General features: G+C 56.8%; 25 protein-coding genes. 11 read left to right on the top strand and 14 right to left on the bottom strand.

Translation table 11 applies throughout. From position 1 onward, the window contains the following. Positions 1 to 551 precede the first annotated feature (551 nt). On the top strand, positions 552 to 1,274 hold the full coding sequence (locus tag QMG44_RS03015) for an ABC transporter ATP-binding protein (protein WP_086532771.1): 723 nt from the start codon (positions 552 to 554) through the stop codon (positions 1,272 to 1,274). On the opposite strand, the gene bioD is transcribed toward QMG44_RS03015, so the two are convergent. From bioD to bioB, 4 genes are read right to left on the bottom strand one after another with little or no spacing between them, the layout of a single operon-like run. Then, positions 1,237 to 1,938 carry a dethiobiotin synthase gene (gene bioD, locus QMG44_RS03010; protein ID WP_086532772.1) on the bottom strand — a complete coding sequence of 234 codons (702 nt, stop codon included), beginning with the start codon at positions 1,936 to 1,938 and terminating at the stop codon, positions 1,237 to 1,239. The genes QMG44_RS03015 and bioD overlap by 38 nt on opposite strands. Further along, positions 1,931 to 2,686, bottom strand: coding sequence for a malonyl-ACP O-methyltransferase BioC (gene bioC / locus QMG44_RS03005; RefSeq protein ID WP_014169217.1), 756 nt, complete (start codon positions 2,684 to 2,686; stop codon positions 1,931 to 1,933). The genes bioD and bioC overlap by 8 nt, the downstream gene beginning before the upstream one ends. Continuing rightward, positions 2,670 to 3,827, bottom strand: a complete 1,158-nt coding sequence (bioF, locus tag QMG44_RS03000) for an 8-amino-7-oxononanoate synthase (RefSeq protein WP_079231255.1) — start codon at positions 3,825 to 3,827, stop codon at positions 2,670 to 2,672. Before bioF ends, bioC begins: the two co-directional genes overlap by 17 nt. Further along, on the bottom strand, positions 3,824 to 4,864 hold the full coding sequence (gene bioB / locus QMG44_RS02995; RefSeq protein ID WP_014169215.1) for a biotin synthase BioB: 1,041 nt from the start codon (positions 4,862 to 4,864) through the stop codon (positions 3,824 to 3,826). The genes bioF and bioB overlap by 4 nt, the downstream gene beginning before the upstream one ends. Before the next feature lie 86 nt (positions 4,865 to 4,950). On the opposite strand from bioB, the gene bioA reads away from it, so the two are divergent. Together bioA and QMG44_RS02985 are read left to right on the top strand one after the other, a co-directional pair. Further along, a complete protein-coding gene (gene bioA / locus QMG44_RS02990; protein WP_404997232.1) occupies positions 4,951 to 6,240 on the top strand; it encodes an adenosylmethionine--8-amino-7-oxononanoate transaminase in 1,290 nt (429 codons plus the stop codon). 72 nt (positions 6,241 to 6,312) lie between these two features. Further along, positions 6,313 to 6,789: a kinase inhibitor gene (locus QMG44_RS02985; RefSeq protein WP_014169213.1), complete on the top strand. Its 477-nt coding sequence runs from the start codon at positions 6,313 to 6,315 to the stop codon at positions 6,787 to 6,789. A gap of 42 nt (positions 6,790 to 6,831) precedes the next feature. Here QMG44_RS02985 and hutH read toward each other — a convergent pair whose 3' ends face one another. From hutH to hutI, 5 genes are all read right to left on the bottom strand, one after another. After that, the gene (gene hutH, locus QMG44_RS02980) at positions 6,832 to 8,352 is read right to left on the bottom strand and encodes a histidine ammonia-lyase (RefSeq protein ID WP_032677716.1); all 1,521 of its coding nucleotides are present in this window, start codon (positions 8,350 to 8,352) and stop codon (positions 6,832 to 6,834) included. Continuing rightward, positions 8,352 to 10,037 carry a urocanate hydratase gene (gene hutU, locus QMG44_RS02975; protein WP_047743872.1) on the bottom strand — a complete coding sequence of 562 codons (1,686 nt, stop codon included), beginning with the start codon at positions 10,035 to 10,037 and terminating at the stop codon, positions 8,352 to 8,354. Before hutU ends, hutH begins: the two co-directional genes overlap by 1 nt. A 136-nt stretch (positions 10,038 to 10,173) precedes the next feature. Then, positions 10,174 to 10,908: a histidine utilization repressor gene (locus QMG44_RS02970; RefSeq protein WP_014169210.1), complete on the bottom strand. Its 735-nt coding sequence runs from the start codon at positions 10,906 to 10,908 to the stop codon at positions 10,174 to 10,176. 19 nt (positions 10,909 to 10,927) lie between these two features. After that, a complete protein-coding gene (hutG, locus tag QMG44_RS02965) occupies positions 10,928 to 11,866 on the bottom strand; it encodes a formimidoylglutamase (protein WP_086532774.1) in 939 nt (312 codons plus the stop codon). After that, on the bottom strand, positions 11,863 to 13,086 hold the full coding sequence (gene hutI, locus QMG44_RS02960) for an imidazolonepropionase (protein ID WP_086532775.1): 1,224 nt from the start codon (positions 13,084 to 13,086) through the stop codon (positions 11,863 to 11,865). The genes hutG and hutI overlap by 4 nt, the downstream gene beginning before the upstream one ends. Positions 13,087 to 13,310: 224 nt before the next feature. On the opposite strand from hutI, the gene QMG44_RS02955 reads away from it, so the two are divergent. Continuing rightward, positions 13,311 to 14,594: a putative acyl-CoA thioester hydrolase gene (locus QMG44_RS02955; protein WP_014169207.1), complete on the top strand. Its 1,284-nt coding sequence runs from the start codon at positions 13,311 to 13,313 to the stop codon at positions 14,592 to 14,594. A 91-nt stretch (positions 14,595 to 14,685) separates the two neighbouring features. On the opposite strand, the gene pgl is transcribed toward QMG44_RS02955, so the two are convergent. Continuing rightward, positions 14,686 to 15,681 (bottom strand): 6-phosphogluconolactonase, encoded by a 996-nt coding sequence (gene pgl / locus QMG44_RS02950; RefSeq protein ID WP_014169206.1) that lies wholly within the window; start codon positions 15,679 to 15,681, stop codon positions 14,686 to 14,688. A gap of 140 nt (positions 15,682 to 15,821) precedes the next feature. Here pgl and QMG44_RS02945 point away from each other — a divergent pair, with 140 nt between their 5' ends. Then, on the top strand, positions 15,822 to 16,640 hold the full coding sequence (locus QMG44_RS02945) for a pyridoxal phosphatase (protein WP_025204641.1): 819 nt from the start codon (positions 15,822 to 15,824) through the stop codon (positions 16,638 to 16,640). Here QMG44_RS02945 and modC read toward each other — a convergent pair whose 3' ends face one another. The 4 genes from modC to QMG44_RS02925 all read right to left on the bottom strand — a co-directional run bounded on the left by modC (position 16,641) and on the right by QMG44_RS02925 (position 19,493). After that, positions 16,641 to 17,699, bottom strand: a complete 1,059-nt coding sequence (modC, locus tag QMG44_RS02940; RefSeq protein ID WP_020884945.1) for a molybdenum ABC transporter ATP-binding protein ModC — start codon at positions 17,697 to 17,699, stop codon at positions 16,641 to 16,643. It abuts the gene before it with no gap. Positions 17,700 to 17,701: 2 nt separating this feature from the next. Then, positions 17,702 to 18,391: a molybdate ABC transporter permease subunit gene (modB, locus tag QMG44_RS02935; RefSeq protein ID WP_014169203.1), complete on the bottom strand. Its 690-nt coding sequence runs from the start codon at positions 18,389 to 18,391 to the stop codon at positions 17,702 to 17,704. Further along, positions 18,391 to 19,164 carry a molybdate ABC transporter substrate-binding protein gene (modA, locus tag QMG44_RS02930; protein ID WP_014169202.1) on the bottom strand — a complete coding sequence of 258 codons (774 nt, stop codon included), beginning with the start codon at positions 19,162 to 19,164 and terminating at the stop codon, positions 18,391 to 18,393. Before modA ends, modB begins: the two co-directional genes overlap by 1 nt. 179 nt (positions 19,165 to 19,343) lie before the next feature. Continuing rightward, entirely contained in the window at positions 19,344 to 19,493 is a 150-nt protein-coding gene (locus QMG44_RS02925; RefSeq protein ID WP_020884948.1) for an AcrZ family multidrug efflux pump-associated protein, read from the bottom strand. Between the two features lie 127 nt (positions 19,494 to 19,620). Here QMG44_RS02925 and modE point away from each other — a divergent pair, with 127 nt between their 5' ends. The 6 genes from modE (at position 19,621) to galM (ending at position 26,413) form a co-directional block, all read left to right on the top strand. Continuing rightward, the gene (modE, locus tag QMG44_RS02920) at positions 19,621 to 20,409 is read left to right on the top strand and encodes a molybdenum-dependent transcriptional regulator (RefSeq protein ID WP_086532776.1); all 789 of its coding nucleotides are present in this window, start codon (positions 19,621 to 19,623) and stop codon (positions 20,407 to 20,409) included. 67 nt (positions 20,410 to 20,476) lie between these two features. After that, complete coding sequence (gene modF / locus QMG44_RS02915; protein ID WP_032677710.1) at positions 20,477 to 21,949, top strand: molybdate ABC transporter ATP-binding protein ModF; 1,473 nt, start codon at positions 20,477 to 20,479, stop codon at positions 21,947 to 21,949. A gap of 202 nt (positions 21,950 to 22,151) precedes the next feature. Beyond that, positions 22,152 to 23,168, top strand: coding sequence for a UDP-glucose 4-epimerase GalE (gene galE, locus QMG44_RS02910; RefSeq protein WP_020884951.1), 1,017 nt, complete (start codon positions 22,152 to 22,154; stop codon positions 23,166 to 23,168). A gap of 9 nt (positions 23,169 to 23,177) precedes the next feature. Then, entirely contained in the window at positions 23,178 to 24,224 is a 1,047-nt protein-coding gene (galT, locus tag QMG44_RS02905; RefSeq protein WP_014169198.1) for a galactose-1-phosphate uridylyltransferase, read from the top strand. A gap of 3 nt (positions 24,225 to 24,227) precedes the next feature. Continuing rightward, the gene (gene galK / locus QMG44_RS02900; protein WP_025204645.1) at positions 24,228 to 25,376 is read left to right on the top strand and encodes a galactokinase; all 1,149 of its coding nucleotides are present in this window, start codon (positions 24,228 to 24,230) and stop codon (positions 25,374 to 25,376) included. Further along, positions 25,370 to 26,413 (top strand): galactose-1-epimerase, encoded by a 1,044-nt coding sequence (gene galM / locus QMG44_RS02895; protein WP_086532777.1) that lies wholly within the window; start codon positions 25,370 to 25,372, stop codon positions 26,411 to 26,413. Before galK ends, galM begins: the two co-directional genes overlap by 7 nt. The last annotated feature ends 175 nt before the right edge of the window (positions 26,414 to 26,588 follow it).

Below are 26,588 nucleotides of genomic sequence, written 5' to 3'. Positions count from 1 at the left end.
CTTTTTCTTTTTTAACATTTGTCAAGCCAGGTAATGATAGTTTTATGGCAACAGGTGACACTTTCATTACGGCAATTGCTTTTATCTAACCAATTAAATATTAAGCGATATTTTCTAAAGCCGCGTTTCGCGCCAATTTGGTCGTAACCCGCGTCTTCTCTCGCTTATCGCGTGTTTTCTAACTCTAATGCACATGGTTATCCACAGGAATAGTGGATAACTGCTTCCAGCCCGTGCAGACCGCCGCTCAGCAAATTCCCGACTTTTCCCACGAAACGGCAGCAAAAATTTTTTATAGCTATTTTTTGCTGATAAACAGTTGTGTCATTCATAACCAACCGATGCGATCTTGCTCACATTTCCACCATTTTAACCGTGCACCACAACTCATCACGTCCGGCACCGCGGATGTGCAAAGGGGGTAATCACACACCGCTTATCCAGGACGAATTCCTAAAAAAGTCTCTTTTTTAATCAATTTAGGGTTTCTGGCAGGAGTTTTGCACATCCCACAATGAGCCTCACCCACACAGATTTTTAAGGAGAGAAAGATGTTGAGTCTGCGTGCAGTTAACCAGTTTTACGGAAGCCAACATACGCTATGGAACGTGGATTTAGATTTTCCCAAAGGCATGTGTACAGGTGTTGTTGGCCTGCCGGGGATGGGCAAAACGACCCTGATGAATTGCATCGCCGGGAAAGTGCCTGTCGACAGCGGCACCATCATCTGGCACGAAGCCGGTGCACCGCCGCGAGATTTGCTTAGCCAGACGCCAGAACCCTTCGCTGGCCCGGGAATAGGCTATGTCCCGCAGGACAGGCGGATTTTCTCCCAGTTAACCATTGATGAAAATCTGCATATCGCCATGCGGGCGACAGGGAAACCTGACCCTGAAGCGAAAAGTGACGTTTACGACCTCTTTCCGGAACTCTATGCGCTGCGACAATCCCGGGCCAACACGCTTTCGCCAGACGACCAGTATCAGCTGGCGCTGGCCAATGCGCTGGTCATCCGTCCGCGGATGCTGATTCTGGATGAACCGATGCATGGCGCGGGCCACAGCTTCGCCCAGAAGCTGAGCCAGCTGCTGGTGCGGTTAAACCGGGAACTGGGAATGACGGTGTTGTTAGCTGAGCAGCAGCTGTCGTTTATCCGCCGGGTCGCGGAGCGCTTTTGTATGCTGTATCGCGGGCGTAACGTGGCCCAGGGCCACGTTAACGAGCTGGATGACGAGCTTATCGCCCACTGGATGTCGCTGGAGGCAAGACGCTGAGATCGAGGTAATGCCCGGTTTCAGCGCACCCGGCAGTGTCAGCCAGCCACGGGATCTCCCCAAGAAACGGCGCAGGAATCACCCGCTTCAGCGTTGCCAGATACTCCTGATGTCGCCTGCCCGGCGCAACCACGTCGTTGGCTATCCAGCCGGCCAGGCGCAGCCCGGCCTGCTGAACGGCCTGGGCAGTCAGCATCGCATGGTTGATACAGCCGAGTTTGACCCCTACCACCAGAATTACCGGCAGCTGCTCGATTTGCACCCAGTCAGCAAAGGTCTGGTCCGCCGAAAGTGGCGTAAACCAGCCACCGGCGCCCTCCACCAGTACCCAGTCAGCCTGACGTTCAAGGGCGCGTAACCCGGCAGAAAGCACGGCAAAATCAATCGGGCGACCTTCATCGGCGCTGATAATATGCGGCGAGGTGGGCTCGGCAAAGGTGTACGGATTCACCGCTGAATAGGCAAGTTCAAGCGTGCTGTTACGCTGGAGCGCCAGCGCGTCGGTATTGCGTAACCCGTGCGCCGTCATCTCGCTGCCGGAGGCGACAGGCTTATATCCGGCGGTGGTTTTTCCCTGCATGCGCGCCGCCTGCAGCAGCGCTGAGCTGGCAACCGTCTTGCCCACTTCGGTATCTGTTCCGGTGACAAAATAACGTTCAGTCACGTTCAATAATCCCATGAAAAAGTTGATATGAGAGCGGGAACTGCCCCCGCTGCTGCGGCCACGCCAGCTCAAGACGCTGCAACTGGCCGCGGGTAAGAGGTTTCTTTTCACGCCCCGCATGCAGATGGGTCGCACCAATGCCCTTCAGGGAGCGCATGGCGCTGAAGGCATCGTCGAAATTCAGCGTAATGGTCTGCTCAGCACAGCGATAGCGCCATCCCGCCAGCGCGTGGATGACCTGCTCGTGCGACAAAAAACGGTTAGCGTGAGGTTGTTCATCCACCGCTTTCCACGCCTGATTGAGCTCCGGTAAAGAGCTTTCCAGCAGCGTGGTGAAGGCCACGCATCCGCCCGGGCGCGCCACGCGATAAAGCTCGTTTAATGCCTGCGGGAGACTACTGCACCACTGTACCGCCAGATGGCTCCAGACCAGATCAAACCGCGCATCCGGCAGCGGAATGGACTCAATATCGGCAACCAGATAGTGGTGTGCGGCCTGCTGCTGACGGGCCTCCTCGAGCATATCGGGCGACAGGTCGATAGCCGTCACCTCGCTGCCGGCCGCACGCCAGTGTCGGCTATTGGCACCCGGGCCACACCCGGCGTCCAGCACCTGAGAGAACCGGGTCTCGTTGAGTAAAGCAAGCAGCCCCTGCGCGCTCTGACGCTGGAGTTCATCGTGCTGCGAATAGCTGCGCGCGGCCCGGCCAAATGCCGCCGCGATCGCCTGTTTATTCACGGGTGTCATGGAGCGCCTCCAGAAGTGCCTCGATATCCTCTGCTTCGTGCGCCGCCGTGAGCGTCAGACGCAGCCGGGCAGTGCCTGGCGGTACGGTTGGTGGACGAATAGCCGTCACCCATATCCCCCGCTCGCGAAGCGTCTGCGCCAGCGTGAGAGCCAGACCGTTTTCCCCCACCATCACCGGCTGGATTGCGCTCTGCGAATCGGTGCTCTGGAACGGGAGATGGCGTAACCCCTGGCGAAAACGCCGGATATGTTCCGCCAGACGCGCCCGTCGTTCCGCGCCTTCAGCGCCGCGGATCACCGCCAGTGATGCAGACAGCGCCACGGCCTGTGCGGGTGGCATACTGGTGCTGTAAATGAGATGACGGGCGAACTGCAGCAGATAGTCGGCGACAGACTCGCTGCACAACACGGCCGCCCCGCTCACGCCAAAACCTTTCCCGAAAGTCACCACCAGCAGTTCCGGCTTCACGTTTTGCTGATGGACGCTACCGCGCCCTTCCTCACCCATCACGCCAATACCATGCGCATCATCAACCAGCAGCCAGGCGTTTTGTCGCTGCGCCGTCTCATGCAGCGGACGCAGCGGTGCGCTGTCGCCGTCCATGCTGAACACCCCTTCTGTTACTACCAGCTGCTGTCCGGTGCAGGGCTTATCGAGCAGGCCAGCAAGCTGAGCCGCATCGTTATGGGCAAAGCGGCGGAGCTGCGCAGGGCTTAAACTTGCCGCTTCCAGCAGCGAGGCGTGACTTAAGCGGTCGGCAACAATGCGGTCGTCCTTGCCCATTAGCGCGGTGATGACCGCCTGGTTAGCGGCAAAACCTGAAATGAACAGCAACGCACGCGGATACCCCAGCCAGTCGGCAAGGGTCTCCTCCAGCGCCTGATGTGCCGTGGTGTAGCCGCTGACATGCCCCGAACCGCCGCTGCCGACGCCAAACCGCTCCGCGCCTTGCTGCCAGGCGCGGACGATTGCCGGGTGCTGGCTCAGCCCGAGATAATCATTGCTGGAGAAATTGCAAAACTGCCGGCCCTCGCGGGTGAGAAAACGGCCTGCGCCGTTTTCTACCACGTTGCGAACGCGAAAGGCATCTGCCGCCCGCCGTTCTTCGAGCGCAGAATGGATACGTGCCTGCCAGGTCATACGGTTGCCGCGTTGTAGAACTGGTCAGTATCGGCGTTGAAAATCTGCTGCTCCAGCTGCTGCTGTTGCTCGTTATCCCCCGTCAGGACGTCGGTCTGATGCGGGTTCAGCCCCAGCTTGCGGAACAACTGGACGTCTTTATCCTCTTCCGGGTTCGGGGTGGTCAGCAGTTTGCAGCCGTAGAAGATGGAGTTGGCCCCGGCCATAAAGCACATCGCCTGCGTCTGTTCGCTCATCTGTTCACGACCCGCCGAGAGGCGCACGTAGGAGGTTGGCATCATGATTCGCGCCACCGCAATGGTGCGGATAAAATCAAATGCATCCACGTCTTCGTTATCCGCCAGTGGCGTACCTTTAACTTTCACCAGCATGTTGATCGGCACGCTCTCCGGCGGTGTGGGCAGGTTCGCCAGCTGCAGCAGAAGACCCGCACGGTCTTTCACCGTTTCGCCCAGTCCCACAATCCCGCCTGAACAGACTTTGATGCCGGCGTCACGCACTTTATCCAGCGTGTCGAGACGCTCCTGATAGGTCCGCGTGGTGATGATATTGCCGTAAAATTCAGGGGAGGTGTCGAGGTTGTGGTTGTAGTAATCCAGCCCTGCTGCGGAAAGGCGTTGCGCCTGCTCTTCGTTCAGCGTGCCAAGGGTCATGCAGGCTTCCAGCCCCATCTCTTTCACCCCTTTCACCATCTGCTCCAGATACGGCATGTCGCGATCGTGCGGGTTTTTCCATGCCGCGCCCATACAGAATCGGGTTGAGCCTGCATTTTTCGCCTTACGGGCGGAGTCGAGTACCTGCTCCACTTCCATCAGACGTTCAGATTCAAGCCCGGTTTTATAGCGCGCACTCTGCGGGCAGTATTTGCAATCTTCTGGGCATGCGCCGGTCTTGATCGACAGCAGCGTACTGACCTGCACATGGCGTGGATCGAAGTGCTGACGATGCACCTGTTGGGCTTCAAACATCAGCTCAAGGAAAGGTTTATTGAATAATTCAGTAACTTGCGACATCGTCCAGCGTGCGTGGTGAGCCATGGGGCTTCTCCAAAGGGTTTTGTTAATTTTCAGATCGGTTTATACTCGTAAACCTAAAACTTTTCAAAATGGTTTACAAGTCGATTATGACCCAGGACGATCTCGCCTTCGACAAGCAGCATATCTGGCACCCTTACACTTCCACTACCCGCCCCCTCCCCGTTTACCCGGTCGCCTCGGCTCACGGGTGCGAACTGACCCTGAGCAGCGGTGAGTCGCTTGTGGACGGCATGTCATCCTGGTGGGCGGCTATTCACGGGTATAACCACCCGCGTCTGAATGCGGCGATGAAAGCGCAGATTGACCAGATGTCGCACGTGATGTTTGGCGGTATCACCCATCAGCCTGCGGTTGACCTGTGCCGGCGTCTGGTCGCGATGACCCCGGCCCCGCTGGAGTGCGTTTTCCTTGCAGATTCCGGTTCTGTTGCCGTGGAAGTGGCGATGAAAATGGCGCTGCAGTACTGGCACGCCAGAGGTGAGACCCGCCAGCGGTTCCTCACCTTCCGCAACGGCTATCACGGCGACACGTTCGGCGCGATGTCGGTGTGCGATCCGGATAACTCCATGCACAGCCTGTGGAAGGGCTATCTGCCAGAGAACCTCTTTGCCCCGGCACCGCAAAGCCGTTTTGACGGGGAGTGGGATGAAATGGACATGGTCGGTTTTGCGCGGCTGATGGCTGCCCACCGCCATGAGATTGCCGCCGTTATTCTTGAGCCGGTTGTGCAGGGTGCAGGCGGGATGCGGATGTACCACCCGGCATGGCTGACACGCATTCGTAAGATGTGCGATCGCGAGGGCATTCTGCTGATTGCCGATGAGATCGCCACCGGCTTTGGCCGCACCGGCAAGCTGTTCGCCTGCGAGCATGCGGGGATCGCACCGGATATTCTGTGTCTGGGTAAAGCGCTGACCGGCGGCACCATGACGTTGTCCGCCACGCTGACAACGCGCCACGTTGCCGACACCATCAGCGACGGCGACGCGGGCTGCTTTATGCACGGCCCAACGTTTATGGGCAACCCGCTGGCCTGCGCGGTGGCGAGCGAAAGCCTGGCCATTCTCGAGAGCGGCGAGTGGCAAACGCAGGTCGCGACGATTGAAGCGCAGCTTCGCCAGGAGCTGAGCGCAGCGTCAGCGGCTGAATTCGTGGCGGATGTGCGCGTGCTGGGTGCCATCGGCGTGATTGAGACCCCCCATCCGGTTAACATGGCGGCGCTGCAGCGTTTCTTCGTGGAACGGGGAGTGTGGGTGCGTCCTTTCGGCAAGCTTATCTATCTGATGCCGCCTTATGTTATCTCGCCGGCTCAGCTACGTCAGTTAACGGCTGCGGTAGTTGACGCCGTTAACATTCCCGCACATTTTGCGATTTAACCCTGAGCGTTAACGTCGGTACTCTGTTTATGCATTACACTTTTTGCATAATCGGGTACCGAGGTAAATCGTATGAAAATCATCAGTAAAGATCTGCGCGACGGGGAAAAACTGCCTGAACGCCACGTTTTTAACGGCATGGGTTATCAGGGGGATAATATCTCTCCGCATCTGGCGTGGGACGATGTTCCGGCGGGAACCAAAAGCTTTGTTGTCACCTGCTATGACCCGGATGCCCCTACAGGCTCAGGGTGGTGGCACTGGATAGTGGCGAACCTGCCTGCGGATACGCGCGTTCTGCCGCAAGGTTCCGGCTCTGACCTGGTGGCGCTGCCTGAAGGCGCTATCCAGACCCGAACCGATTTTGGCAAAGCGGGTTACGGTGGCGCCGCGCCGCCAAAAGGGGAAACGCACCGCTATATCTTCACGGTTCACGCGCTGGATGTGGACAAGATTGAGGTGGATGAGGGCGCGAGTGGCGCAATGGTCGGCTTTAACGTCCATTTTCATTCGCTGGGCAGCGCATCGATCACGGCGATGTATTCGTAAAAAAACCGGTGGCCTGTACGTGTCCGGGCCACCGGGCAAATCTTAGAGCACCGAAGGCAGTAAGCCCACCAGGCTTCCCTTCTCCAGCAGCGCGATCGCTTTATCAATATCCGGCGCAAAGAAACGGTCATCATCGTAATGCGCGACCTGTTCACGCAGCAGATGACGCGCCTGTTCCAGCAGCGGGCTGGACTTCAGACCTTCACGCAGATCAACGCCCTGACATGCGGCCAGCCATTCCACCGCCAGCACGCCACGGGTGTTGGCGGCCATCTCCCACAGACGACGTCCAGCGGCCGGGGCCATCGAGACATGATCCTCCTGGTTCGCTGACGTTGGCAGACTGTCCACGCTGTGCGGATGCGACAGGGCCTTGTTCTCGCTCGCCAGCGCCGCGGCCGTCACCTGGGCAATCATAAATCCGGAGTTGACCCCGCCGTTGCGGACCAGGAACGGCGGCAGCTGGGACATATGTTTATCCATCATCAGCGCGATGCGACGTTCGGATAAGGCCCCCACTTCCGCAATCGCCAGCGCGATATTATCCGCCACCATCGCCACAGGCTCGGCGTGGAAATTTCCCCCGGAGACCACTTCGTTTTCCTGAGCGAACACCAGCGGGTTATCAGACACCGCATTCGCCTCCACCAGCAGCACTTCTGCCGCGTGGCGCAGCTGCGTCAGACAGGCTCCCATCACCTGGGGCTGACAGCGAAGCGAATACGGATCCTGTACCTTGTCACAGTTATGGTGAGAGTCTGCAATATCGCTGGTCTCGGTCAGCAGGTGACGGTACATCGCCGCGGCGTCAATCTGCCCGCGCTGGCCGCGCACCTCGTGGATACGGGCGTCAAACGGACGACGTGAGCCAAGCACCGCCTCGGTGGTCAGCGCACCGCACACGACCGCGGAGGCGAAAAGATCCTCGGCTTCAAACAGACCACGCAACGCAAACGCCGTCGAGGCCTGGGTCCCGTTAAGCAGCGCCAGCCCTTCTTTCGCCGCCAGCGTTATCGGGGTTAACCCGGCTTTTTTCAGCGCCTCTTTCGCAGGGAGCCACTCGCCCTTCCAGCGAGCCTGACCTTCACCGAGCAGCAGCAGCGACATATGGGCCAGCGGCGCAAGATCGCCGGATGCACCGACGGAACCTTTTGCCGGGATCCACGGATAGACTTCCGCATTCACCAGCGCCATCAGCGCCTCGATCACGCTGAGGCGAATTCCGGAGAACCCACGTGCCAGACTGTTGATTTTGAGCACCATCATCAGGCGGACAATGTCATCATCCAGCGGTTGACCGACACCCGCCGCATGCGAAAGCACCAGCGAGCGCTGTAAATTTTCCAGATCGTGCGTGGCGATACGCGTCTGCGCCAGCAGACCAAATCCGGTGTTGATGCCGTAGGCGGTACGTCCTTCGGCAATAATGGCTTCAACGCAGGCAACGCTGTCGTTAATCGCGGCGTGGGCGCTTTCATCAAGTGAGAGCGTGACCGGTTGACGCCAGACGTTACGCAGCTGTTTGAGCGTCAGTGAGCCGGGAGTGAGGGTTAAGGCGTTCATTAATGCTTTCCTTGTGTGGCAGGGATCATCGGCAGGTTCAGGCCCTGCTCTTTGGCACATTCAATCGCAATATCGTAACCGGCATCCGCGTGGCGCATTACGCCGGTTGCTGGGTCGTTATGCAGCACGCGAGCGATACGCGCTGCCGCTTCATCCGTACCATCACACACGATGACCATTCCCGAGTGCTGGGAGAAGCCCATTCCTACGCCACCACCGTGATGCAGCGACACCCAGGTCGCCCCGCTGGCGGTATTCAGTAAGGCATTCAGCAGTGGCCAGTCGGAAACGGCATCGGAGCCGTCGCGCATGGCTTCGGTTTCACGGTTCGGGCTGGCAACAGAGCCCGAGTCGAGATGGTCGCGTCCGATAACAATCGGCGCGGAGACTTCACCGCTGCGCACCATTTCGTTAAAGGCCAGACCCAGTTTTTGTCGCCACTCCAGCCCGACCCAGCAGATCCGCGCCGGCAAGCCCTGGAAGTTAATGCGCTCGCGAGCCATATCCAGCCAGTGGTGCAGATGTTCGTCGTCGGCGACGATCTCCTTCACTTTGGCGTCGGTTTTGTAGATATCTTCCGGGTCGCCGGACAGGGCCACCCAGCGGAACGGACCAATACCGCGACAGAACAGCGGACGAATATAGGCAGGCACAAACCCCGGGAAGTCGAAGGCGTTACTCACGCCCATCTCTTTCGCCATCTGGCGAATATTGTTGCCGTAATCAAATGTCGGAATGCCCATCTGGCTAAAGGCCAGCATGGCGTTCACGTGCTCCGCCATGGAACGTTTAGCGGCGAGCACCGTGCCTTCCGGGTCACTTTCGGCTTTTTGCTGGTACGCTTCCCACGTCCAGCCCGATGGCAGGTAGCCGTGAAGGGGGTCGTGCGCGCTGGTCTGGTCGGTGACGAGATCCGGGCGTACACCACGGGCCACCAGTTCAGGGAGAATGTCAGCCGCGTTGCCGCAGAGCGCAATCGACATCGCTTTGCCTTCTGACGTGTATTTTTTGATGCGTGCCAGCGCGTCATCCAGGTTTTCAGCCTGTTCATCGACGTAACGGGTACGCAGTCGGAAATCAATGCGGCTCTGCTGACATTCAATGTTCAGGGAGCAGGCACCGGCAAGGGTCGCGGCCAGCGGCTGTGCGCCCCCCATTCCCCCCAGACCGGCGGTCAGTACCCAGCGGCCTTTCAGCGAACCGTTATAGTGCTGGCGACCGGCTTCCACGAAGGTTTCGTAGGTGCCCTGCACAATCCCCTGACTGCCGATGTAGATCCAGCTTCCCGCCGTCATCTGGCCATACATCGCCAGCCCTTTGGCGTCCAGCTCGTTAAAGTGTTCCCAGGTCGCCCAGTGCGGGACAAGGTTAGAGTTGGCGATCAGCACGCGCGGTGCATTCTTGTGGGTTTTGAACACGCCGACCGGTTTGCCGGATTGCACCAGCAGGGTTTCGTCATGTTCCAGATGAGTCAGGGATTCAACAATCGCGTCATAGCACTCCCAGTTGCGCGCGGCGCGGCCTATGCCGCCATACACCACCAGCTCGTGGGGGTTCTCCGCGACCTCAGGATCGAGGTTATTCATCAACATGCGCAGCGGGGCTTCGGTGAGCCAGCTTTTGGCGGTGAGTGTGGTGCCGCGCGCGGCGCGGACATCCTGCTGGCGGTATTTACCTGACGACATTGTGTGCTCCTCATACGGGACAGATGATGTATTCAGATATACTTGTATAGACAAGCACACACAAGGTCGGATTTAACAAAAAAGATACAATTTTGTTATATTGCGTTAGCTATCACGCTTTTAAAACGTATGACCCTTACGACATGAAATGGCCCTGCAGCCGGTATCGATTTCCCGGAAACAGCAGTCTGGCATGCGACACAATATGCGACGAAGACCAGGTACGGCGACGAATGAGCAGGCAAGGATCGTGCTCTTTGATCCGCAACAGTTCGCACTCCTGCGGCGTAGCGCGAACCGCTTCCACGATGTGTTCCCCTTCCGTCAGCGGCGCGATGAGCGAAAGATAGGCATGCGGCGTGGTCTGGGTGTAATCCTGATCCAGGTACTCGGGCACCCGATCGGCGTTCACGCAGCGATCTTCAATCTGCACCGGGATGTCGTTTTCATAATGCACCATCACGGAATGAAAGATGCGGCTTCCCTCTTTGACATTCAGCTCCACGGCCTGCTCGGCGCTGGCCTGTGTCTCTTCGAGCACCAGCACTTCACAGTGGTGCTGATGGTTACGCGAGGCTATCTCATCGGCAATACTTCTGATCTCAAACAGTGCCGATTGCCCTTTCGGCTCCGCGACGAAGGTTCCGACCCCCTGCAGACGCACCAGAAGGCCCTCATCGGTCAGCTCGCGCAGCGCCCGGTTGATGGTCATTCGGCTAAAACCAAACTGTGCGACCAGTTCGGCCTCGGACGGAATGCGATCGTGCGGCCGCCAGACGCCGGTTGCGATTTTTTCGCTGATGGCCTGCTTCACCTTTTCATAGAAAGGCGCGGGAGGGCTGGACTGCGACAGCGGTGAGCGTGAAAACATCCTGACTCCTTAAACGTTGTTATGCCCACCAGTGAGCAATTTGCCAGGCCAGACGGGCGGCAAGCTTTGCCCCCTGTCCGTCCCGATCGTACTGCGGGTTAAATTCTACCAGATCGGCAGCCTGCAGTTTTCCACTGCGGCAGATATGTTCAATCACCGGCAGAAGATCCAGCGCGGGTACCCCTAACGCCGCGGGCGCTGAGACGGCTGGCATTTCGCCAGCAGGCAAAACATCGAGGTCAATGGTGAGGTAAACGCGGTCGGCCTGGGCCAGAATCTTGTCCAGAGCCGATAACGCATCTCGCCTGAAATGAAGGTCTTCCACCAGCGTGACGTTTAGTCGCTCAGCTTCATCCCACAGCGCCTGCGTGTTCGCCGCCCGGCTGACGCCCAGGCAGGCATACTGAAAATCGCGCGCCTGTTCCGCACAGTAGTGTGCCAGCTGACGAAACGGCGTGCCGGAGGTCGCGTGGTCCGCCTTGCGCAGGTCAAGGTGTGCATCCAGGTTTATCACCACCACGCGCGCGTTCGGGAAAGCATCCAGAACCCCGCGGCCATGCGCCCAGGCGGTCTCGTGTCCCCCGCCAAAAACCAGCGTACGCATGCCGGACTGCTGGCAGGCCTGCACGGCATTGCTTAACGCCCGCTGAGCCGCTTCCAGGTTATCGCCCTCGACATATACCGACCCCATATCCACCAGCCGGTCATGTCCATGATGACTTGCCATGTTCGCCAGCGCTTTGCGAAGCACCTCCGGGGCCTGTACGGCGCCGGGCCTGCCCTGATTGCGTTTTACCCCTTCATCACATTCAAACCCTATCAAAGCGATGCCGGATGACTGAGGGGTAAATACCGGCATCTGTCGCAGGGTCTGAAAAATACGTTTTGCATTGCTGGCCTCGGCGCTGTCGTCACGCCCCTGCCAGACGGTCTCGGCAACCGGCCGCCAGAGTCTCATACGCTCTCCCCACGGAAAATACGTTGATACAACGGATTGCGTCCCGGCTCGTAGACCATTTCGACCGGGTGATGTGCATCCCAGACGACAAAGTCAGCCACGAATCCAGCCTGCAGCTGCCCGTGCGTGGCCCCGCGTCCCAGCGCCTGGGCAGCATGTCGCGTCACGCCAGCCCAGGCCTCTTCAGGCGTCAGGCCAAACTGCACGCAGGCCATATTCATCGCGAGATGAATACTCGCGAACGGGCTGGTGCCGGGGTTATAGTCGGTGGCGACAGCCATGGGAACGCCCTCTTTTCTGAGCTGTTCAACCGGCGGACGCTGGCGCTCCTGAAGAAAATAGAACGCCCCCGGCAGTAATACCGCAACCGTGCCGTTGTGCGCCATCGCCTGAACACCGTCATCGTCGAGATATTCAATATGATCGGCGGAAAGCCCCTTAAAGCGGCTGACCAGCGCCGCGCCGCCAAGATTTGAAAGCTGTTCCACGTGTCCTTTGACCGGAATCCCCAGGGCAGTGGCAGCGCGGAAAAGCCGCTCGGTTTGCGCTGGCGTGAAGCCGACATTTTCGCAAAACACATCCACGGCTTCGAATAAGCCTTTTTGCCACAGCGTGGGCATCATCTGCTCGCACACCCTGGTGAGATACGCGTCCGCGTCGTGGCGGTATTCCGCCGGAACCGCATGCGCAGCCAGAAGCGTTGGGCTGATCTCTACCGGATTGTTCTGGCCCAGCTGGCGGGCGACCTGCAGCATCTTCTCTTCCGCTTCGGCGTTGAGACCATATCCCGACTTGATTTCAACCGTGGTCACCCCTTCATCGATCAGCCGCTGCAGACGCTGTTGCGCCAGCCTGAGCAGGGTCTCGGGCGAACTGCTCCGCGTCGCCGTCACGGTCGCGTTAATCCCGCCGCCCTGCGCGCTGATGGTTTGATAAGAGACGCCGTTCAGACGCTGCTCCCACTCTGCCGCACGATCGCCACCGAACACCAGGTGGGTATGGCAGTCAATCAGCCCGGGGGTGACCAGACGACCGTGCAGATCGACACAGTGACGGTGGCCGGAAGGGATGTCGGATTCGGGAATAACGGCCAGAATCGTCTGGCCGCGCACCACCAGGGCGTGCTGCGCTTTCAGGCCATAAGGCGTGCTGTCGTCCGGGATCATTGTCGCCAGTCGCGCATTGCGCCATATTACATCGTCGGGATGAAGCTGCTGCATGGGCATTCCACTTGTCATGGGTTGTATAGACATTTATTTTCATCTGCCCCCTGCTGTCAACCGCTCTGGCGGAAAATGTTATTTATTTGTGATGACTTTCCCGCCTCCCGCGGGTAAAAAATGCATCTTTTACCCTTTTTATCTTCCCGTTTCGCTCAACTTAGTATAAAAAAGCAGGCTATTTCGTCTATCCCGTTAAGACTTGCATACCCAGGAGCTTTACCTTGAACATTTCCAGGATTTCCCGTCTGGCGTTAGCGCTCGCCTTTGGCGTGACATTATCCGCATGCAGTTCTACCCCACCGGACCAGCAGCCTTCTGAGCAGGTTGCACCGGGTACCGCCTCTCGCCCGATTTTGTCCGCTGATGAAGCGAAGAACTTTGACCGTGCGCACTACTTCTCGGCGATGGACCCTAACGCTGCGCCGTGGACACCGTCTTCTATTAACCTGCCGAAACAACCTGACTTCGTTGTCGGTCCGGCAGGCACGCAGGGCGTGACGCACACAACGATTCAGGCTGCGGTTGACGCGGCTATCACCAAACACAGCGCCTCTCGCCAGTACATCGCGATCCTGCCTGGGGAATATGAAGGCACCGTTTACGTTCCGGCAGCACCGGGCAGCATCACCCTTTACGGGACAGGCGAGAAAGCGGTCGACGTGAAAATTGGTCTGGCGATTGATTCTGAAATCGACAGCAACACCTGGCGTCGCCTGGTCAACCCGGCGGGTAAATACATGCCTGGCAAACCGGCGTGGTACATGTTTGACAACTGCCAGAGCAAGCGTGCAGCTACCATCGGCGTGATGTGTTCTGCGGTCGTCTGGTCTCAGAATAATGGCCTGCAGCTGCAGAACCTGACCATTCAGAATACCCTGGGCGATAGCGTGGATGCCGGTAACCACCAGGCCGTTGCACTGCGTAGCGATGGCGATAAGGTGCAGATCAACAACGTGAATATTCTCGGCCGTCAGAACACCTTCTTTGTGACAAACAGCGGTGTTCAGAACACGCTGCAGAATAACCGTCTGACCCGTACGCTGGTCACTAACAGCTACGTTGAAGGTGACGTGGATCTGGTCTCCGGTCGCGGCGCGGTAGTGTTTGAGAACACCGATTTCCGCGTGGTGAATTCACGCACTCAGCAGGAAGGTTATGTGTTTGCCCCGGCCACGCAATCTAACCTGTTCTACGGCTTCCTGGCCGTTAACAGCCGCTTTAACGCGTCCGGTGACGGCGTCGCGCAGCTGGGCCGCTCGCTGGATGTGGACTCTGCCACCAACGGTCAGGTTGTTATTCGTGATAGCGTGATCAACGAAGGTTTCAACATGGCTAAGCCATGGGCCGATGCCGCTATCTCCAAACGTCCTTTCTCCGGCAATACCGGTAGCGTGGATGATAAAGGTAACGTGCAGCGCAACCTGAATGACGCTAACTTCAACCGCATGTGGGAATACAACAACCGCGGTCTGGGTAGCAAAGTGGTTGCTGAGCCTAAGCAATAAAAGAATGCGTTGATGTCTTTTGCTGTACTCGCCCGGTGCCCACCGGGCATAAAAAAACCTCGCATTTGCGAGGTTTTTTGTTTTAAGCCTTTTAGTGTGCGTTTACCACCACCCACATTGGCCCCTGGCCGACGGCGTAACGCCCTTTCTCTTCCAGCAGCCCCTGCGCACCTTTGATTTCGTACAGCGCGATGTGGTGGGATTTTTGCCCCGCCGCAATCAGGTATTTACCGCTGTGATCGATATTAAACCCGCGTGGCTGGGTTTCGGTAGGCTGGAAACCTTCAATCGCCAGCACGCTACCGTCTTCAGAAACGCTGAATACCGTAATCAGGCTGGAGGTACGGTCGCAGGCATACAAATGACGCCCATCCGGTGTGATGTGAATATCAGCCGCCCAGCGGGTGTCAGAGAAGTCAGACGGCATCATATCCAGCGTCTGCACGCACTCAATCTTGCCGTTAGGATCTTTCAGTTCCCATACGTCCACAGAACTGTTCAGCTCGTTCACCACATAGGCGTACTGTTGGTTCGGGTGGAACACCAGATGGCGCGGGCCCGCGCCCTCAACGGTGGTCACTTCTGCAGGATTCTGCGCCACCAGGTGACCGTCATCGCTCAGGGTAAACAGGCAGATACGATCCTGTTTCAGCGCAGGGACCCACAGCGTACGGTTATCCGGAGAAATATTCGCCGAGTGGCATCCTTCCAGCCCGTCAACCACCTCCACGGTTTCAACCGGTAGGCCCGCTTCCAGGCGCGTTACGCTGACACAGCCCGCATTGTAAGAGCCGCTGAAGATGAAGTTGCCTTTGCGATCGGTGGAGATATGCGTTGGGCTGCCCGGTAAAGGTGCTTCCGCAGTGTAAGTCAGTGCGCCGTCGTCCGGCGAGATGCGGTAGGCCAGCACGCGAAACTCCGGGCGCACACCCACGTACAAGAAACGTTTATCCGGGCTGATAACCATCGGCTGCACCTGACCTGGCACATCAACAACCTGAACCAGCGTGAGGGTACCCTCGGTATTTAAACGCCAGACGTGGATCTGCTGGCTTTCAGGACTGGCGGTATAAACGGTTTGTTTCATGAATATTCACTCCTCACTGCGCATGAAAGTAGTTAACTTTTGACGGTGAATGCTGAATTGTCATCGGGAATTTTGAAGCCTTTGCCTCTCGGTGTACCATCCCTTCAGAACGTAAATTCAATATTAACCCGGAAAAACAAATGACCTCGCGTGTAATAGCTCTGGATTTAGACGGTACCTTACTTACTCCGCAGAAAACCCTTCTCCCCTCTTCCCTTGAAGCACTCAAACGCGCGCAGGAAGTGGGATATCAACTCCTTATCGTAACGGGTCGACATCACGTTGCCATTCATCCTTTTTATCAGGCACTGGCGTTAGATACACCTGCAATTTGTTGTAATGGCACTTATTTGTATGATTATCAGGCAAAAAAGGTTTTAGAATCCGATCCGCTGCCCGTGCCTCAGGCGCTGCAATTGATTGATCTGCTTGATGAGCATGCCATTCACGGCCTGATGTACGTGGATAACGCAATGGTGTATGAACGTCCGACAGGCCACGTGATCCGCACCAGCAACTGGGCATTGTCTCTGCCTGAAGCGCAGCGTCCGGTCTTTACCCAGGTTTCCTCCCTGCGCCAGGCGGCTCAGGATGTCGATGCTATCTGGAAATTTGCGCTGACGGATGAAGATACCACCAAACTGAATGCCTTCGCGACGCACGTTGAACAAACGCTGGGTCTGGAGTGCGAGTGGTCCTGGCACGACCAGGTCGATATCGCCCGCAAAGGCAACAGCAAAGGCAAACGTCTGACACAGTTCGTGGAGTCTCAGGGCGGGTCAATGCAGGATGTGATTGCCTTTGGCGATAACTACAACGACATCAGCATGCTGGAGGCCGCCGGTACAGGCGTGGCAATGGGCAACGCCGACGATGCGGTAAAAGCGCGTGCTAACGTCGTGATTGGTGATAACACCACCGACAGCATCGCGCAGTATATTTATACCCACCTGCTGTAATCAGGTGGTGATGGAGACGCTCTTGATTTGCGCGTAAAGCCACAGGCCAGGCTTGATCCCTAACTCATCTCTGGCCCACGGACTGATGCGCGCCCAGAGCGTCTTGCTGCCCACCTCGAGCTTCACCTCAACCTGACCGTTATCATCAAAACACTCCGCCACTTTCGCGCGCAGGATATTGCGAATACTGGTCTGCAGCGGTGCTTGCAGCACCAGAGAGACATCTGAAGCCTGAATACGTATACGCAACGCAGACTGCAGCGGTTTGTCGATTTTGTTGACCCACAAATGCTGGTCGCCCAGCGCCAGTGCGGTCATCGCATAATGCGGGTGATGTTCCAGCACGCTCACCTTAAGGATGCTGCTCTGCTGCTCCTTCGGTAACCACGGGTGCATCACGCTGCTGCCCCACACCTCTTCCAGATTACCGAATGCCTTAACGCTGCCCTCTTCCAGTACCAGCACTTTATCGGCCAGATGCAGGATCTCATCCAGCGAGTGGCTGACGTAGAGCATCGGGATATTGATTTCACGCGCAAGGCGCTGAAGATAGGGCAGCAGTTCACGTTTTCGCGGAATATCCAGCGAGGCCAGCGGTTCGTCGAGCAACAGCAGTTCTGGCGCGGTGAGCAACGCGCGGCCTATCGCTACGCGCTGTTTTTCACCACCAGAAAGCGATGAAGGGAGCCGGTCCAGCAGTGACTCAATGCCCAGCAGCGCCACCAGCTTATCAAATTGCGCGGCCATGCTTTTGGCCATGCCGTAGCGAAGATTACCGCGCACGCTGTAATGCGGAAATAATCGCGCATCCTGAAAAACATAACCAATTCGCCGCTTATCCGGTGCCAGGTAAATTTTGTTCTCAACGTCGTTTAAGACGCGATCGTTGAGCACAATCCGTCCGGACTGCGGCCGCGTCAGTCCGCTGATGGCATTGATCAATGAGGTTTTCCCTGCACCAGATACGCCAAAGATGGCGGTAATGCCGCTCGCAGGCAGCGTCTCGTTAAGGGTCAGGGTATGATTTCCCAGCGTCTGGGTGAACTGAAGTTCGAGCATGACTATTTCCCCATCCGCTCGCGACTGAGTCGCGCCAGCCATTCCGAAACCAGCAGCGAGACCAGCGCCAGCACAATTGAGATAATGCACAGCCGCGCCGCGGCACCTTCTCCACCCGGCGTCTGAATCAGGGTGTACATTGCTGACGGGATCGTTCGCGTCTCACCGGGGATATTCGACACAAAGGTAATCGTGGCACCAAACTCACCCAGCGAGCGGGCGAACGCCAGTACCGTGCCGACAATAATGCCCGGCAGCGTAAGCGGGAGCGTGATGGTGAAAAAAACGCGCCAGCGCCCGGCACCCAGCGTGCGGGCAGCCTGTTCCAGTTTGATATCAACCCCTTCCAGCGCCAGGCGAATGGCCCTGACCATCAGCGGGAATGACATCACCGCTGCCGCCAGTACCGCCCCTCGCCAGCTAAACGCAAACGTCAGCCCAAACCAGTCATATAACCATTCGCCAATAAAACCGCGCCGCCCCATCGACACCAGCAGCAGGTAGCCAACCACCACCGGTGGCAACACGAGGGGAAGATGAAGAACGCTATCCAGCAGGGCTTTGCCGGGAAACTTACAGCGAACCAGTAACCAGGCAAAGAAGATCCCAAAGGGCAAACTCAGCGCAACCGCCAGGGAAGAGACTTTCAGGCTCAGCAGGACAGCCTGCCATTCGGGATCGGTCAATATCATTAGTGAGTCGTAAATCCGTAACGTTTAAAGATTGCGGACGCTTCGGGTCCCTTCAGGTATTCGCTGAAGGCCGTCACGGTCGCATTTTTATGTCCATCAACAATCGCAACAGGATATTCCACTTTCTTGTGGGAGTCTTCCGGGAACGTACCAACCACTTTCACCCCTTTACTGGCGACGGCGTCCGACCCGTAGACTATCCCCAACGGCGCTTCATTACGTTCAACCAGCGCCAGAGCACCGCGCACATCTTCAGCCGGAGCCAGTGTTGGCGATAACGTCTCCCAGGCACCCAGTTTTTGCAATGCTTCTTTGGCGTAGATCCCCGCCGGTACATGCTCCGGATCGCCAACGGCCAGGCGTCCTCCGTTCAGCAACCGGGTCCAGGGGGTCTCGTTGTTGATAGTGATTTCGCCTTGCTTACTGGCTTTCGGCGCCACCACGACGAGGCTATTCCCCAGCAATGTTTCGCGGGTTGTCGCATCAATCGATTTCTTTTCAGCCGCGTAATCCATCCACTTCTGGTCTGCAGAGATGAACAGATCGGCCGGCGCTCCCGCTTCAATCTGACGTGCCAGCGTCGATGAAGAAGCAAAAGAGGAGACCACCTCGACGTTCTTCTCTTTTTTATACGCTGTCGCGATATCCTGCATCGCGTTAGTCAACGACGCCGCCGCAAAGACGGTAATTTTACCCTCGTTAGCCAGCGCGTGTCCGCTCAGCGAAAGTGTCAGCGTTGCCCCTGCGAAAAGGCGTACCCATGTACGTGCCATTTGTAGCTCCTGTGAGTATCGTTATATACACACTAATATAACGGTAACTCCGGGGAGATCCCAGCGCTAAATCGTACCGCTCAAGGGGTACAGCAAGCTGATGCTTTAAATAATATCGGCGAGAAAGGGAAATACTTGAGAGCAAAACGCCCGGGCAAGCCGGGCGTTTCGGGGGGGAATTAATGCTGCTTTTTAGCCTGGTCTCTGTGACCAATGTTCGAAAATACGTTGAACACTTCACCCAGGCCGTAGATGGCACCGAGGATAACGGCCATCACTACTGGTACCATGATCACGGCGAATACCAGACTTTTCAACAATTCCAACATGGTTTTCTCCAGATATTGTGAATGGCTTATTCTACCCTGAAAAGTGAGAAAAACATCCCCTTTTGTGCGGTGCCCTTTGCGACCTTCGCCATTTGGGTCACAATGCACTTTTTGCCAGGACAGTGTTATGCAGGCCGAAATTCTCCTCACTCTACGACTACAGCAGAAGCTTTTCGCCGATCCGCGACGTATCGCCCTGCTTAAACAAATAGAACAAACCGGTTCAATAAGCCAGGGGGCTAAGAACGCTGGCATTAGCTATAAAAGCGCCTGGGATGCCATCAACGACATGAACACCGTGAGCGAGCAAACGCTGGTTGACCGGGCCACGGGCGGCAAAGGCGGTGGAGGTGCGATCCTGACACGTTACGGCCAGCGCCTGGTTCAGCTGTATGATCTGCTGGCGCAGATCCAGCAAAAAGCGTTTGATGTGTTAAGTGACGACGATAATCTCCCGCTGGACAGCCTGCTGGCTGCCATTTCCCGCTTTTCGCTGCAAACCAGCGCCCGTAACCAGTGGTTTGGTACGGTGATGGCGGGCGATAACGCCCAGGTGCAGCGTCATATTGAGATCCTGCTTGCCGATGGAACAACCCGTCTGAAAGCCGCGATTACCGCACAAAGCGCAGACCGACTGGCGCTGAATGAAGGTAAAGAGGTGCTGGTGTTACTGAAAGCGCCATGGGTGAATATCACTGCCGATGCCGAAAAAGCAAAAGCCGCTGATAACCAGCTACGCGGTGCCATCCGCCACGTTGAACGCGGTGAAGAGCAGTGTGAAGTACTGATGACCCTGCCGGACGGGCAAGAACTCTGCGCAACCCTTCCCCTCAGCGATGCCGCAGAATTAGAAGAAGGTGCTGTGGTGACCGCATATTTCAACGCCGACCGGGTGATTATCGCCACATTGTGCTGAGCACATTGACAAGCGTGTCGACAGTGAGTATCCCTGACATCTGTTGCTGCAAAAAATGGGATAAGTCATGTCATCATTGCATATTTCGCAAGGCACGTTTCGTCTTAGCGACACCCGAACGCTGACGATTTCTGATTTAACAATACGCGCCGGTGAAAGCTGGGCGTTTGTCGGTACAAACGGAAGCGGGAAATCAGCGCTGGCCCGTGCGCTGAGCGGAGAGCTCGCGCACCTTAAAGGTGAATACCAGTGTAACTTTACGCGCCTGACGCGCCTGTCATTCGAGCAACTACAAAAGCTGGTGAGCGATGAATGGCAGCGCAATAACACCGATTTACTCAGCCCGGGTGAAGAGGATACGGGCCGCACAACGGCAGACATTATTCAGGATGAGGTCAACAATCCTGCCCGTTGTGCGTATCTGGCAGAACAGTTTGGCATCACCTCCCTGCTGAACCGGCGCTTTAAATACCTCTCGACCGGTGAGACCCGGAAAACGCTGCTGTGTCAGGCGCTGATGAGCGAGCCGGAACTGTTGATTCTGGATGAACCGTTCGACGGTCTCGACGTGCAGTCCCGTGCACAACTGGCCACCCTGCTCGGCTCGCTTAACCAGCAGGGCTATACGCTGGTACTGGTGCTTAACCGTTTTGATGAAATTCCTGAGTTTATTCAGAACGCCGGCGTGCTCGCTGACTGCAACCTGACTGAAACCGGCGAAAAATCGGCGTTACTTAAGCAGGCGTTAATTGCCCAACTGGCGCACAGTGAAAACCTGGACGGCATTACGCTGCCGGAACCGGACGCACCTTCTGCCCGCCACGCGTTAGATCCCCACCAGCCGCGCATCGTGCTGCGTGATGGCGTGGTAGCGTATGACGATCGACCGATCCTTAATCATCTCAGCTGGACGGTCAACCCGGGTGAACACTGGCAAATTGTCGGCCCCAACGGCGCGGGTAAATCAACGCTGCTGAGCCTGATCACCGGCGATCACCCTCAGGGCTACAGTAACGATCTCACCCTGTTTGGCCGCCGCCGCGGAAGCGGTGAAACGATCTGGGATATTAAAAAGCATATCGGCTATGTCAGCAGCAGCCTGCATCTGGATTACCGGGTCAGCACCACGGTGCGCAATGTGATCCTGTCCGGGTATTTTGATTCCATCGGCATTTATCAGGCGGTCTCGGACAAACAGCATAAGCTGGCCCAGCAGTGGCTGGATATTCTGGGGATGGATAACCGGGTCGCTGACGCGCCGTTTCATAGCCTTTCATGGGGACAGCAGCGTCTGGCGCTGATCGTTCGCGCGCTGGTGAAACACCCGACCCTTCTGATCCTCGACGAACCGCTACAGGGGCTGGACCCATTAAACCGCCAGCTGATCCGCCGTTTTGTGGATGTCCTGATTAGCGAAGGTGAAACGCAGCTGCTGTTCGTTTCCCATCATGCCGAAGATGCCCCGTCCTGCATTACGCACCGCCTCGAGTTTGTGCCCGACGGTGAACGCTATCAGTACCTGCTGAGCAAAATCGATTAACTCCGGAGGGCTCTGCCCCTCCGTTTTTTCGGATAACCTGCACAAAGACTTCACTATCCCTTTGATCTACAATGTCGCATTGCCGCCAAAAAACGGATTTTAAAAGCAGTGTAAACGATTCCACTATTTTATCCCATGTCACACTTTTCGCGTCTCTGTTATGCTATGGTTATTACATACCATAAGCCCAATGGAGCGAAATATGCGAGTTCTGGTAACAGGTGGTAGCGGTTACATTGGTAGTCATACCTGCGTGCAGCTGCTGCAAAATGGTCATGATGTCATCATCCTCGACAACCTGTGCAATAGTAAGCGCAGCGTGCTGCCTGTGATTGAACGTCTTGGCGGTAAACAACCGACCTTCGTGGAAGGCGACATCCGCAATGAAGCGTTGATGACCGAGATCCTTCACGACCATGCCATTGAGACGGTGATCCATTTCGCCGGCCTGAAAGCGGTGGGTGAATCCGTCGCGAAACCGCTGGAGTATTACGACAACAACGTCAACGGTACCCTGCGTTTGATTTCCGCCATGCGCGCAGCGAACGTCAAAAACTTTATCTTCAGCTCTTCCGCAACCGTCTACGGCGATCAGCCAAAAATCCCTTATGTTGAAAGCTTCCCGACCGGTACGCCGCAAAGCCCGTATGGCAAAAGCAAACTGATGGTGGAGCAGATACTCACCGATCTGCAAAAAGCACAGCCTGAATGGAGCATCGCCTTGCTGCGCTACTTCAACCCGGTTGGTGCCCATCCTTCAGGCGATATGGGTGAAGATCCACAGGGCATCCCGAATAACCTGATGCCGTACATCGCCCAGGTGGCCGTTGGCCGCCGTGAGTCTCTGGCTATTTTCGGTAATGATTATCCAACCGAAGACGGTACCGGTGTGCGTGATTATATCCACGTCATGGATCTGGCCGACGGCCACGTGGCGGCAATGCAGCAGCTGGCCGATAAGCCAGGCGTGCATATTTATAACCTCGGCGCCGGGATCGGCAGCAGCGTGCTGGACGTCGTGAATGCCTTCAGTAAGGCCTGCGGTAAGCCTGTGAACTATCACTTCGCACCGCGCCGTGAAGGCGACCTCCCGGCTTACTGGGCCGATGCCTCCAAAGCCGATAAAGAGCTTAACTGGCGTGTCACCCGCACGCTTGATGAAATGGCACAGGATACCTGGCACTGGCAGTCTCGCCATCCACAAGGTTATCCGGACTAAGGATCCGTCATGACTTCGTTCAATCCCGTCGATCATCCGCATCGTCGTTTTAACCCGCTAAGCGGGCAATGGATTTTGGTTTCTCCGCATCGCGCCAAGCGTCCCTGGCAGGGGGCGCAAGAGACGCCTGCAAAACAGACGCTTCCCCAGCACGACCCGGACTGCTTCCTGTGTCCGGGCAACACGCGTGTGACGGGCGATAAAAACCCGGACTACAAAGGCACCTTCGTTTTCACCAACGATTTTGCCGCCCTGATGACCGACACGCCCGACGCGCCGGATAGCCAGGACCCGCTGATGCGCTGTGAAAGCGCGCGCGGCACCAGCCGTGTTATCTGTTTCTCGCCCGACCACAGCAAAACGCTGCCGGAGCTGAGTGTTGACGCGCTGAAAGAGGTCGTCAGCACCTGGCAGACGCAAACTGCTGAACTGGGCCAGACCTACCCGTGGGTACAAGTGTTCGAAAACAAAGGCGCGGCAATGGGCTGCTCTAACCCGCACCCGCACGGTCAGATCTGGGCCAACAGTTTCCTGCCAAACGAAGCCGAGCGTGAAGACCGTCTGCAAAAAGCCTATTTCGCGGAAAACGGATCGCCGATGCTGGTGGATTACACCCGTCGTGAACTGGCCGATGGCAGCCGAACGGTGGTGGAAACCGAGCATTGGCTGGCCGTCGTACCTTACTGGGCAGCATGGCCATTTGAGACGCTGCTTCTGCCAAAAGCACAGGTTCTGCGCATCACCGATCTGAGCGACGCACAGCGCGATGACCTCGCCCTGGCACTGAAGAAACTGACCAGCCGTTATGACAACCTGTTCCAGTGCTCCTTCCCGTACTCAATGGGCTGGCATGGCGCTCCGTTTAACGGTGAAGAGAATCAACACTGGCAGTTGCATGCCCATTTCTATCCGCCGCTGCTGCGCTCTGCGACGGTACGTAAATTCATGGTGGGCTATGAAATGCTGGCAGAAACCCAGCGTGACCTGACGGCAGAACAGGCTGCAGAACGCCTGCGTGCTGTGAGTGACGTCCATTATCGCGAATCAGGAGTCTAAAAAATGAGTCTGAAAGATAAAACACAATCCCTGTTTGCTGAGAAATTTGGCTACCCTGCCACCCATGTCATTCAGGCGCCTGGCCGCGTGAACCTGATTGGTGAACATACCGACTATAACGATGGTTTCGTTCTGCCGTGCGCCATTGATTACCAGACGGTCATTAGCTGCGCTAAGCGCGATGATCGCAAAGTCCGCGTTATTGCAGCGGATTACAACAATGAGACGGATGAGTTTTCCCTCGATGCACCCATCGTTACCCACGACAGCCAGCAATGGTCTAACTACGTGCGCGGTGTGGTAAAACACCTGCAGAAACGTAATAAAAACGTGGGCGGCGCTGATCTGGTCATCAGCGGAAACGTGCCTCAGGGCGCCGGGTTAAGCTCGTCCGCGTCGCTGGAAGTCGCCGTGGGTACCGTCTTCCAGCAGCTTTATCATCTGCCGCTGGACGGGGCACAAATCGCCCTGAATGGTCAGGAAGCGGAAAACCAGTTTGTGGGCTGTAACTGCGGCATCATGGACCAGCTGATCTCTGCGCTGGGTAAAAAAGAGCATGCCTTGCTTATCGACTGCCGCTCTCTGGGCACCAAAGCCGTTCCCTTGCCAAAAGGCGCAGCTGTGGTAATTATTAACAGCAACTTTAAACGCACGCTGGTGGGCAGCGAGTACAACACCCGCCGCGAGCAGTGTGAAACCGGCGCACGTTTCTTCCAGCAACCTGCGCTGCGTGACGTTTCGCTCAACGAGTTCAATAAAGTGGCGCACGAACTGGATCCGGTAGTGGCGAAACGCGTTCGTCATGTGCTGACGGAAAATGCCCGTACCGTTGAAGCGGCGTCCGCGCTGGCGAAAGGTGACCTGAAACGTATGGGTGAACTGATGGCAGAATCTCACGCCTCCATGCGCGATGATTTTGAAATCACCGTTCCGCAAATCGATACCCTGGTGGACATCGTCAAAGCCACGATTGGCGATAAAGGCGGCGTGCGTATGACCGGCGGCGGCTTCGGTGGCTGCATTGTTGCCCTGATGCCGGAAGAGCTCGTCCCTGCCGTCCAGCAGGCGGTGGAAAAACAGTACGAAGCGAAAACAGGTATTAAAGAAACTTTCTACGTGTGTAAAGCATCACAAGGAGCAGGACAGTGCTAAACGAAACGCCAACCCTTGCCCCGGATGGCCTGCCGTATCGCCTGTTAACCCTGCGCAACAGCGCAGGAATGGTGGTTACGTTAATGGACTGGGGTGCCACTTTGCTATCCGCTCGCGTACCAATGCCTGATGGCAGCGTACGTGAAACCCTGCTTGGCTGCGCGTCGCCTGAGCAGTATGTCAATCAGTCCGCCTATCTTGGCGCGTCTGTCGGCCGTTATGCTAACCGCATCGCGAAAAGCGCTTTCGAACTTGATAGCGAGCGTTACTCGCTGCTTTCCAGTCAGGGGGAAAACCAGTTACACGGTGGACCTGAAGGGTTCGATAAGCGCCGCTGGAAAATCGTTCAGCAAAACGACCGCGAAGTGCTGTTCTCACTTGACTCGCGTGACGGTGACCAGGGATTCCCCGGTAACCTCACCGCGTTCGCGCATTTCACGCTGGCTGACGATAACCGTATCGCCATTGAATATCGCGCGAAAGTTGATAAGCCGTGCCCGGTCAATCTGACCAACCACGCTTATTTCAACCTGGACGGCAACCAGTGCGACGTGCGTAATCACACGCTCCAGATCCTGGCCGATGCCTATCTGCCGGTGGATGAAATGGGGATCCCGTATCAGGGACTCAAGGCCGTCAGCGGTACCAGCTTTGATTTCCGCAGCGGAAAAACCATCGCGCAGGATTTCCTGAGCGATGACGATCAGCGCAAGGTAAAAGGCTATGACCACGCGTTCCTGCTGCAGGCGAAAGGCGATGTGACTCAGCCTGCCGCACAGGTCTGGTCTGCGGATGAAAAACTGCAGATGACGGTCTACACCACGGCCCCTGCCCTGCAATTCTATTCAGGCAACTACCTTGGCGGTACCACGGCACGCGAACATGAAGAGTACAGCGACTGGCAAGGTCTGGCGCTGGAAAGCGAGTTCCTGCCGGACAGCCCGAACCATCCAGAATGGCCACAGCCGGACTGTGTGCTGCGCCCGGGTGAAGAGTACGTTAGCGTGACAGAATATCATTTCATCCCGCATTCATAATTCCCAGCCCTCCTTGCGGAGGGCTTTTTCTCTCCGTCTTGCTGAAAATAGCGCCGATCGCAGACAAAATCATAACCCTGGATTCACAAGCATCTTACACTCAGAGACTATTTTCGCTATGGTTAGGGTTAAGCGTTGCTGCTGGCACTGTCACGGCAATATAATGAGAATTGTT

Source organism: Enterobacter sp. 200527-13, assembly GCF_027924865.1.
In the GTDB taxonomy this organism is placed as follows: Bacteria; Pseudomonadota; Gammaproteobacteria; order Enterobacterales; family Enterobacteriaceae; genus Enterobacter; species Enterobacter ludwigii.
The sequence above is the reverse complement of the archived record's forward strand: the minus strand, read 5'-3'. Positions and strand labels throughout refer to the sequence as shown.

Bases quoted from the DNA above. Each gene is read 5' to 3' on its own strand.
- QMG44_RS03015 (WP_086532771.1), top strand. From the start codon at position 552: ATGTTGAGTCTGCGTGCAGTTAACCAGTTTTACGGAAGCCAACATACG.
- bioC (WP_014169217.1), bottom strand. From the start codon at position 2,686: ATGACACCCGTGAATAAACAGGCGATCGCGGCGGCATTTGGCCGGGCC.
- bioF (WP_079231255.1), bottom strand. From the start codon at position 3,827: ATGACCTGGCAGGCACGTATCCATTCTGCGCTCGAAGAACGGCGGGCG.
- bioB (WP_014169215.1), bottom strand. From the start codon at position 4,864: ATGGCTCACCACGCACGCTGGACGATGTCGCAAGTTACTGAATTATTC.
- bioA (WP_404997232.1), top strand. From the start codon at position 4,951: ATGACCCAGGACGATCTCGCCTTCGACAAGCAGCATATCTGGCACCCT.
- QMG44_RS02985 (WP_014169213.1), top strand. From the start codon at position 6,313: ATGAAAATCATCAGTAAAGATCTGCGCGACGGGGAAAAACTGCCTGAA.
- hutH (WP_032677716.1), bottom strand. From the start codon at position 8,352: ATGAACGCCTTAACCCTCACTCCCGGCTCACTGACGCTCAAACAGCTG.
- hutU (WP_047743872.1), bottom strand. From the start codon at position 10,037: ATGTCGTCAGGTAAATACCGCCAGCAGGATGTCCGCGCCGCGCGCGGC.
- QMG44_RS02970 (WP_014169210.1), bottom strand. From the start codon at position 10,908: ATGTTTTCACGCTCACCGCTGTCGCAGTCCAGCCCTCCCGCGCCTTTC.
- hutG (WP_086532774.1), bottom strand. From the start codon at position 11,866: ATGAGACTCTGGCGGCCGGTTGCCGAGACCGTCTGGCAGGGGCGTGAC.
- hutI (WP_086532775.1), bottom strand. From the start codon at position 13,086: ATGCAGCAGCTTCATCCCGACGATGTAATATGGCGCAATGCGCGACTG.
- pgl (WP_014169206.1), bottom strand. From the start codon at position 15,681: ATGAAACAAACCGTTTATACCGCCAGTCCTGAAAGCCAGCAGATCCAC.
- QMG44_RS02945 (WP_025204641.1), top strand. From the start codon at position 15,822: ATGACCTCGCGTGTAATAGCTCTGGATTTAGACGGTACCTTACTTACT.
- modC (WP_020884945.1), bottom strand. From the start codon at position 17,699: ATGCTCGAACTTCAGTTCACCCAGACGCTGGGAAATCATACCCTGACC.
- modB (WP_014169203.1), bottom strand. From the start codon at position 18,391: ATGATATTGACCGATCCCGAATGGCAGGCTGTCCTGCTGAGCCTGAAA.
- modA (WP_014169202.1), bottom strand. From the start codon at position 19,164: ATGGCACGTACATGGGTACGCCTTTTCGCAGGGGCAACGCTGACACTT.
- QMG44_RS02925 (WP_020884948.1), bottom strand. From the start codon at position 19,493: ATGTTGGAATTGTTGAAAAGTCTGGTATTCGCCGTGATCATGGTACCA.
- modE (WP_086532776.1), top strand. From the start codon at position 19,621: ATGCAGGCCGAAATTCTCCTCACTCTACGACTACAGCAGAAGCTTTTC.
- modF (WP_032677710.1), top strand. From the start codon at position 20,477: ATGTCATCATTGCATATTTCGCAAGGCACGTTTCGTCTTAGCGACACC.
- galE (WP_020884951.1), top strand. From the start codon at position 22,152: ATGCGAGTTCTGGTAACAGGTGGTAGCGGTTACATTGGTAGTCATACC.
- galT (WP_014169198.1), top strand. From the start codon at position 23,178: ATGACTTCGTTCAATCCCGTCGATCATCCGCATCGTCGTTTTAACCCG.
- galK (WP_025204645.1), top strand. From the start codon at position 24,228: ATGAGTCTGAAAGATAAAACACAATCCCTGTTTGCTGAGAAATTTGGC.